The organism is Amycolatopsis sp. NPDC033938, from assembly GCF_055575975.1.
This window is the reverse complement of the sequence record NZ_JBVIRO010000011.1, coordinates 78,644-86,811: the sequence shown is the minus strand read 5'-3', so window position 1 is coordinate 86,811 and position 8,168 is coordinate 78,644. Positions and strand designations below refer to the sequence as shown.

General features: G+C 68.6%; 6 protein-coding genes. All 6 read right to left on the bottom strand.

Annotation, left to right across the window (positions count from 1 at the left end; genetic code table 11):
• Positions 1 to 121 precede the first annotated feature (121 nt).
• From ACZ5ZX_RS25755 to kdpF, 6 genes are read right to left on the bottom strand one after another with little or no spacing between them, the layout of a single operon-like run.
• Entirely contained in the window at positions 122 to 823 is a 702-nt protein-coding gene (locus ACZ5ZX_RS25755) for a response regulator (RefSeq protein ID WP_465504541.1), read from the bottom strand.
• A complete protein-coding gene (locus ACZ5ZX_RS25750) occupies positions 820 to 3,405 on the bottom strand; it encodes a DUF4118 domain-containing protein (protein ID WP_465504540.1) in 2,586 nt (861 codons plus the stop codon). The genes ACZ5ZX_RS25755 and ACZ5ZX_RS25750 overlap by 4 nt, the downstream gene beginning before the upstream one ends.
• A gap of 5 nt (positions 3,406 to 3,410) precedes the next feature.
• On the bottom strand, positions 3,411 to 4,022 hold the full coding sequence (locus ACZ5ZX_RS25745; protein ID WP_465504539.1) for a potassium-transporting ATPase subunit C: 612 nt from the start codon (positions 4,020 to 4,022) through the stop codon (positions 3,411 to 3,413).
• A gap of 2 nt (positions 4,023 to 4,024) precedes the next feature.
• Positions 4,025 to 6,118 (bottom strand): potassium-transporting ATPase subunit KdpB, encoded by a 2,094-nt coding sequence (kdpB, locus tag ACZ5ZX_RS25740; RefSeq protein WP_465504538.1) that lies wholly within the window; start codon positions 6,116 to 6,118, stop codon positions 4,025 to 4,027.
• The gene (gene kdpA / locus ACZ5ZX_RS25735) at positions 6,115 to 7,785 is read right to left on the bottom strand and encodes a potassium-transporting ATPase subunit KdpA (RefSeq protein ID WP_465504537.1); all 1,671 of its coding nucleotides are present in this window, start codon (positions 7,783 to 7,785) and stop codon (positions 6,115 to 6,117) included. Before kdpA ends, kdpB begins: the two co-directional genes overlap by 4 nt.
• Positions 7,785 to 7,886 carry a K(+)-transporting ATPase subunit F gene (kdpF, locus tag ACZ5ZX_RS25730; protein WP_007031325.1) on the bottom strand — a complete coding sequence of 34 codons (102 nt, stop codon included), beginning with the start codon at positions 7,884 to 7,886 and terminating at the stop codon, positions 7,785 to 7,787. Before kdpF ends, kdpA begins: the two co-directional genes overlap by 1 nt.
• Between the last annotated feature and the right edge of the window lie 282 nt (positions 7,887 to 8,168).

Here is an 8,168-nt window from a genome sequence, read left to right as displayed (position 1 = left end):
TGTTGTTTTTTGGTTTCTTGGTTTGTGGGGTTGGGTGTTTGTTGGGTGTCTTTGGGGGTTCAACCGATTTGCGCAAGTCACGACGCAGGAGTGTTCGGCGCTGGTGACCGGGTCGGTGGCTCTACATTTCGAAGCGGTACCCCATTCCCGGTTCCGTCAGCAGGTGCCGCGGCCGCGAGGGTTCCGGTTCCAGTTTCCGCCGCAGCTGCGCCAGATACACGCGCAGGTAGTGCGACTCGGTCTCATACGTCGGCCCCCACACCTCGTGCAGCAGCTGCTTCTGCGCCACCAGCCGTCCCCGGTTGCGCACCAACAGCTCCAGGACACCCCATTCGGTCTTGGTGAGGTGCACTTCCTTGCCGTCGCGGCGCACCTTCTTCGCCGCCAGGTCGATGCGGAACGAGCCCGTGTCCACCACCGCGTCCACACCGTCCACACTGGACGTCGCCGATCGCCGCACCGCCGCCCGCAACCGGGCCAGCAGTTCGTCCATGCCGAACGGTTTGGTGACGTAGTCGTCGGCGCCGGCGTCGAGTGCCTGCACCTTGTCGGCGGAGTCGCCGCGCGCGGACAGCACGATGATCGGCACCGTCGTCCAGCCGCGCAGCCCGGCGATCACCTCGGTGCCGTCGAGATCGGGCAGGCCGAGGTCGAGGACGACGACGTCGGGTTTGGTCTCGGCGACGGCCTTCAGCGCGGCCGTCCCGTCGTGCGCGGTGATCACCTTGTAGCCGCGGGCGGACAGGTTGATCCGCAGGGCTCGCACGATCTGCGGTTCGTCGTCGACGACCAGTACGGTCGCCGACACGGTTTCGGCACTCATCGCACTCGCTCCTCCTCTTCGTGTTCAAAGCCCTCGTCGTCGAAAGCGAGGAGGTTCTTTTCCGGGTCTTGACCGACATACGCGGGCAGCGAGATGACGACGGTGAGCCCGCCGCCCGGCGTGTCCTCCGCCCGGATCCGCCCGCCCATCGCCTCGGTGAATCCCTTGGCGACCGAAAGCCCCAGTCCGACGCCTGGCACGGTGTCCCGGTCTCCGCCCAGCCGCTGGAACGGCGCGAACGCCGAGTCCGCGGTGCCCTTCTTCAGCCCGCGCCCGTGGTCGACGATCCGCAGTTCGACGTGGTCGGAATGGGTGCTGGCGCGGGCCGAGACCGGCTCGCCGGATTTCCCGTGCCGCAGGGCGTTGTCGATCACGTTCGCCACGACCCGTTCCAGCAGGCCGGGATCGGCGCAGACCGAGGGCAGCCGGGAGTCGATCGCGACCACGACCGAATCCGAGTTGTCCACATTGGACAGGGCATGCGAGACGACCTCGTCGTAGCCGACCGGGCGCAGATGCGGGCGGACGGCGCCGGTCGCCAGCCGGGAGGAGTCGAGCAGGTTGTCGATCAGCCCGGCGAGCCGGTCCGCCGACTCCTCGATCGCTTCGAGCAGTTCGTCGGTGTCCTCTTCGGACAGTGAGATGTCGGTCGCGCGGAGGCTGCCGATGGACGCCTTGATCGACGTCAGCGGTGTGCGAAGGTCGTGTCCCACGGCCGAAAGCAGGGCGGTGCGCAGCTCGGTCGCTTCGGCCTTGCGTTCGGCGCGGACGGCCGCCTTCGCCGTCCGTTGCTGCCGGAGGGAAAGCAGTGCCTGCCCGGCGACGGCTTCCAGCACCCCGCGGTCGGACGCGGGCAGGGTACGGCCGCGCAAGGTGAGGTGGACGTCGGCGGTCACCGCGATGTCGGCGTCGGCCTGATCCGGATCGGCGCAGGGATCAGTCCCCGCGTTCGCCACCCGTTTCCACTTCCCGTCCCGCTTTTCCAGCAGGGTCACCGAAGTCATCCCGAAGTTCTCGCGGACCTTCTCCAGCAGTCGCTCGATCGGGTTGGTGTGCGCGAGCACGGTCCGCGCGTAGGAGGCGAGCAGCGCCGCTTCCGTTCGTGCCCGCGCGGCCTGGGTGGCGCGCCGCGCGGCGGTGTCGACCACGGCCGCGACGAGGACCGCCACCAGCACCATCGCGACCAGGGTGATCACGTTCCGCGGCTCGTGGACGGTCAGGGTGTACAGCGGCGGGGTGAAGAAGAAGTTCAGCAGCCCCGCCGAGAACACCGCCGCCACCAGCGCCGGCCCGAGTCCGCCGACGAGCGCGACCAGCACCGTGGCGAGCACGTAGTCGACCACGTCGGTGGAGAAGTCGAGCTGATCCTTCAGCAGGACACCGATCAGCGTCGCCAGCGCCGGCAAGAACAGGGAGAGCGCCCAGCCCGCCAGCCGCCGCGAGGACGGCAGTGGGCTCCGGTTGAACCGGGCGCGCAGCCGCCCGCCCGCCTGGGCGTGCGTGACCATGTGGACGTCGATCGGACCGGACCGCTGGACCACGGCCGCGCCGATGCCCTCGTCGAACAGCCGCGCGACCCGTGACCGTCGTGAGGTCCCGACCACCAGCTGGGTCGCGTTCACGCCCCGCGCGAAGTCGAGCAACGCCGTCGGGACGTCGTCGCCGACGACGGTGTGGAAGGTCGCGCCGACCTCCTCGGCCAGCTTCCGGTACTTCCCGACCGCCGTCGGCCCCATCCCGGCCAGCCCGTCGCCACGCAGGATGTGCAGCACCTGCAGTTCGGCGCCCGCGCGGTTCGCGATACGGCTCGCGCGGCGGATCAGCGTCTCGCTCTCCGGGCCGCCGGTGATGGACACGACCACCCGTTCGCGTGCTTCCCAGGTGTCGGTGATCTTCTGCTCGGCCCGGTACCGCTGCAGGGCGACGTCGACCTGGTCGGCGACCCACAGCAGCGCGAGTTCCCGCAGCGCGGTGAGGTTGCCCGGCCGGAAGTAGTTGCCCAGCGCGGCGTCGATCCGCTCGGCCGGGTAGACGTTGCCGTGCGCCAGCCGCCTGCGCAGCGCCTCCGGGGTGATGTCGACCAGCTCCAGCTGCTCGGCCCGCCGCACGACCTCGTCCGGCACGGTCTCCTGCTGGGTGACGCCGGTGATCCGCTCGACGACGTCGTTGAGGCTCTGCAGATGCTGCACGTTGACCGTGGAGAGGACGTCGATCCCGGCGTCGAGCAGCTCGTCGATGTCCTGCCAGCGCTTCTCGTTGCGTGACCCCGGCACGTTGGTGTGCGCGAGTTCGTCGACGACGGCGACCTCGGGCGCGCGGGCGAGCAGCGCGTCGAGGTCCATCTCCTCGAATTCGCGGTCGCGGTGCGCGGACCGGCGGCGCGGCACGATCTCGAGGCCCTCGACGAGCTCCGCGGTCTTCTTCCGTCCGTGCGTCTCGACCAGGCCGATGACCACGTCGGTGCCCCGGTCGAGGCGGCGTCGCGCCTCGCCGAGCATCGCGTAGGTCTTGCCGACGCCCGGGGCCGCGCCGAGGTAGATCCTCAGCTCGCCCCGGCGCGGCTTGGTCGTGTTGTCGTCCACGTCTGTCAGTGTGCTCCTCCGGCCGCGTCGCGCACGGCCAAGTTGACCTTCAGCACATTGACGCCCGGCACACCGATCCCGGTGCCGCTCGTGTTGTCGGCGACGAGCTGCCGGATCTTCTCCTCGGACAGGCCGGTGTTCCTGGCCACCCGCGGGATCTGGAGGCCGGCGTAGGCGGCGCTGATCGCCGGGTCCATCCCGGAGCTCGACGCGGTCACCGCGTCGGCGGGCACCTGCGACTCCTGGACGCCTTCGCGCGCGGCGATCAGCTTCTTGCGCTCACCGATGGCGGCGACCAGGTCCTCGTTGTACGGGCCCTTGTTCGACGCGCCGGACGACGACGGGTCGCCGGGGCCGAGCACATCCTTCGACCCCGCGGACGGGCGGTTGTGGAACCACGGGTCCTTGGCCGGGTCCGCGGCGACCGGGTCGATCCCGATCAGTGACGAACCGACGGCTTGCCCGTTCTGGGTGATGATCGAGCCCTCGGCGTTGCCTTCGAGGCCGGGGATCCGGGAGATCGCCCAGACGCCCAGCGGATAGACGACACCCAGCAGGACGGTGAAGACGAGCAGGACGCGAAGCCCGGCGAGGGTCTGCTTCAGCAGTGCGTTCATGGTTACCCGATTCCAGGGATGAGACGGACGAGCAGGTCGATCAGCCAGATCCCGAGGAACGGGCTGACGATGCCGCCGAGGCCGTAGACCAGCAGGTTCCGGCGCAGCAGCGCCGAGGCCGACGACGGCTTGTACCGGACGCCGCGCAGGGCGAGCGGGATCAGCCCGACGATGATCAGGGCGTTGAAGATGACCGCCGACAGGATCGCCGACTTCGGCGTGGCCAGGTGCATGATGTTGAGCGCGCCGAGCTGGGCGAAGATGCCGGTGAACATCGCGGGCAGGATGGCGAAGTACTTCGCGAGGTCGTTGGCCACGCTGAAGGTGGTCAGCGCGCCGCGGGTGATCAGCAGCTGCTTGCCGATCTCCACGATCTCGATCAGCTTCGTCGGATCGGAGTCGAGGTCCACCATGTTCCCCGCCTCCTTGGCGGCGGAGGTCCCGGTGTTCATCGCGACGCCGACGTCGGACTGCGCCAGCGCGGGAGCGTCGTTGGTGCCGTCGCCGGTCATCGCGACCAGGCGCCCGCCCTCCTGCTCCTTGCGGATCAGCGCCATCTTGTCTTCGGGTTTGGCCTCGGCGAGGTAGTCGTCGACACCCGCGTCCTCGGCGATGGCCTTGGCCGTCAGCGGGTTGTCCCCGGTGATCATGACGGTCTTGATGCCCATCGCGCGAAGCTGGACGAACCGCTCCCGCATCCCCGGTTTGACCACATCGGACAGCCGGATCACGCCGCGTACGAAGGCTTTCCCGCCGTCGTACTCCGCGACCACCAGCGGGGTCCCGCCCTGCTGGCTGATCTCGTCGACGACGCGTTCGGTCTCGTCCGGCATGTCGCCACCGCGGTCACGGACCCATTCGCGGACGGCGGCGGTGGCGCCCTTGCGGACCTGGCGCTCGCCGATGTCGATGCCGCTCATCCGGGTCTGCGCGGTGAACGCGACGAACTCCGCGAGCTTCTCGTCGTCGGACGCCGATCCGGGCAGCCCGTGTTCCCTGGCGACGAGTTCGACGATGCTGCGGCCTTCCGGGGTGCCGTCGGCGAGGCTGGACAACCGCGCCGCCTTGGCGATGTCGTCCATAGTGGACGCACCGACCGGGATCAGCTCGGTGGCCTTGCGGTTGCCGAAGGTGATCGTGCCCGTCTTGTCCAGCAGCAGGGTCGAGACGTCGCCCGCGGCCTCCACCGCGCGGCCGCTGGTCGCGAGCACGTTGCGCTGCACCAGCCGGTCCATCCCGGCGATGCCGATCGCGGACAGCAGCGCGCCGATCGTCGTCGGGATCAGGCAGACCAGCAACGCGGTCAGCACGATCACGGACTGCTGACTGCCCGAGTAACCCGCCATCGGCTGCAGGGCCACGACGGCGAGCAGGAAGATGATGGTGAGCGTCGACAGCAGGATCGTCAGCGCGATCTCGTTCGGCGTCTTCTGCCGGGAAGCGCCTTCCACCAGGGCGATCATGCGGTCCACAAAGGACTCGCCGGGTTTGGTGGTGATCTTCACGACGACGCGGTCCGAAAGCACCGTGGTGCCGCCGGTGACCGCGCACCGGTCGCCGCCCGATTCCCGGATGACCGGGGCGGATTCGCCGGTGATGGCCGATTCGTCGACGGTCGCGATACCTTCGACGACGTCGCCGTCACCGGGGATGACCTGCCCGGCTTCGACGACCACGAGATCACCGACGCGCAGGTCCGCGCCCGGCACGCTCTCCTCGTCGCCGTCCTCGGTGAGACGGCGCGCGATGGTCTCCTTCTTGCTGCGGCGCAGGGTTTCCGCCTGCGCCTTGCCCCGGCCCTCCGCGACCGCCTCGGCCAGGTTCGCGAACAGGACGGTGAACCACAGCCAGATGGTGATGAGGATGGTGAACACGCTCGGGTCGGTGATCGCGAAGACCGTGGTCAACGCGGAGCCGATCCACACCACGAACATGACCGGGTTGGCGAGCTGGTGGCGGGGGTTGAGCTTGCGCAGCGCCTCCGGCAACGAGGTCAGCAGCTGGCGGGGACTGAAGATCCCCGCACCGACGCGGCCGGTGTTCTCCACGTGGTGCTGGGAGATCTCCTCCGGGGTGCGTTCTTGAGTCATGGTCATGCGAGTGCCTCTGCGATGGGCCCGAGCGCGAGCGCCGGGATGAAGGTGAGGGCCGCGACGAGCACGATCGTGCCCGCGAGCATCGTGCCGAAAAGCGGTCCGGTGGTGGGCAGCGTGCCGGCGGTCTCCGGGACCTTCCGTTGCGCGGCAAGGGATCCGGCCAGGCACAGCACGGCGAGGATCGGGATGAACCGGCCGAGCAGCATCGCGACCCCGAGCGAGGACTGGAACCAGTCGTTGGTGACGGTGATCCCGCCGAACGCGCTGCCGTTGTTGTTGCCCGCCGACGCGTAGGCGTAGAGCACCTCGGAAAGCCCATGGGCGCCCGGGTTGTTCAACGCGGCGAGGTTGCCGGAGTTCATCAGCGCGACCCCCGCGCCGAGCAGCACCACCGTCGGCATGGCGAGCATCGAGACCGCCGCGCAGGTGACCTCGCGTTTGCCGAGTTTCTTCCCCAGGTACTCCGGTGTCCGGCCGACCATCAGCCCGGCGAGGAACATCGCGATCACGGCCATCACGAGGATGCCGTAGAGACCGGTGCCCACCCCGCCCGGCGAGATCTCGCCCAGCAGCATGTTGAGCAGCGCTCCGCCGCCGCCGAGTCCGCTGTAGCTGTCGTGCATGCTGTTGACCGCGCCGGTGGACGTGCCGGTGGTGGCGTTGGCGAACAGCGAACTCAGGCCGATGCCGAACCGCTGTTCCTTGCCCTCCAGGTTCGCCCCGGCGGCCAGCGGCGCGGGCCCGCCCGCGTGGGCTTCGGCGAGCCAGGTGACCGCGAGCATCGCGGTGAACAGCCCGGCCATCACCGACAGCAGGACGTAACCCTGTTTGGTGTTGCCGACGAGTTTGCCGAAGGTCCGGGTGAGCGAGACCGGGATGACCAGGATCAGGAAGATCTCGATCAGGTTGGTCCAGGCGTTCGGATTCTCGAACGGATGCGAGGAGTTGGCGTTGAAGATCCCGCCGCCGTTGGTGCCGAGCTCCTTGATCGCCTCCTGGCTCGCGGCCGGGGCGAGCGCGATCTTGCTCGTGCTCCCGTCCGGGTTGAGGACGTCGACGCCGCTCTTGAGGCTCTGGACGACACCGAGCGCGATCAGCAGGATCGCCGCCACGAACGCCATCGGCAGCAGGATCCGGATCGTGCCGCGGGTCAGGTCCACCCAGAAGTTGCCGAGGCGGTCGGTCTTCGAGCGGACGAATCCGCGCACCACCGCGACGGCGACCGCGAGCCCGACGGCGGCGGACAGGAAGTTCTGCACGGTCAGCCCGGCCATCTGCACGAAGTGGCCCATGGTCGCTTCGGGGCTGTAGGACTGCCAGTTCGTGTTGGTCACGAAGCTGACGGCGGTGTTGAAGGCGACCGCCGGCGAGACCGGTTCCTTGCCGAGGCTCCACGGCAGGATCGACTGGAGCCGCTGAAGCAGGTACAGGAAGACGACGGAGACGAACGAGAAGCCGATCACGGCGGACGCGTAGGTCTTCCAGTGCTGTTCCGATCCGGGGTTCACCCGGAACAGGCGGTACAGGCCTCGTTCGGCCTTGGTGTGCGTCTCGATAGAGGACACAGTGAAGACGCGCGCCATGTAATCGCCCAGTGGCCGGTAGACCACGGCGAGCGCGACGAGGAGGAGGCCGGCCTGCAAGAGGCCGGCCATGACGTCTGACATCAGAATTTCTCCGGCCTGACCAGTGCGATGAACAAATAGACGATCAGCCCCAGCGCCAGCAGTCCGCCGACGACGTTGGCCACGGCTCCCGTGCCGGTCACAGCTTCTCCAGACCACGCAGGGTCAGGGCGAGAACCACGAATACGCCGATCAGGAGCACGGCGTAGAGCAAGTCGGCCACTAGGCACCTCTCAGGACAGGTCACCCCATCGGTGACCAGGACCCCGCAACAGTGCGCTTGGTACAGACCATCGGGACCGGGGACTGATGGTGTCTTGATGCCCCGATCGGGTGCCTTTACGGCTTCTTGATGCCCAGTGATGTGCCCCACAGCCCGTGACGGACTGCGGACGGAGCGTGCAATTCGGGCAGACAACCGGCAC

Bases quoted from the DNA above. Each gene is read 5' to 3' on its own strand.
- kdpB (WP_465504538.1), bottom strand. From the start codon at position 6,118: ATGACCATGACTCAAGAACGCACCCCGGAGGAGATCTCCCAGCACCAC.
- kdpA (WP_465504537.1), bottom strand. From the start codon at position 7,785: ATGTCAGACGTCATGGCCGGCCTCTTGCAGGCCGGCCTCCTCCTCGTC.
- ACZ5ZX_RS25745 (WP_465504539.1), bottom strand. From the start codon at position 4,022: ATGAACGCACTGCTGAAGCAGACCCTCGCCGGGCTTCGCGTCCTGCTC.
- ACZ5ZX_RS25755 (WP_465504541.1), bottom strand. From the start codon at position 823: ATGAGTGCCGAAACCGTGTCGGCGACCGTACTGGTCGTCGACGACGAA.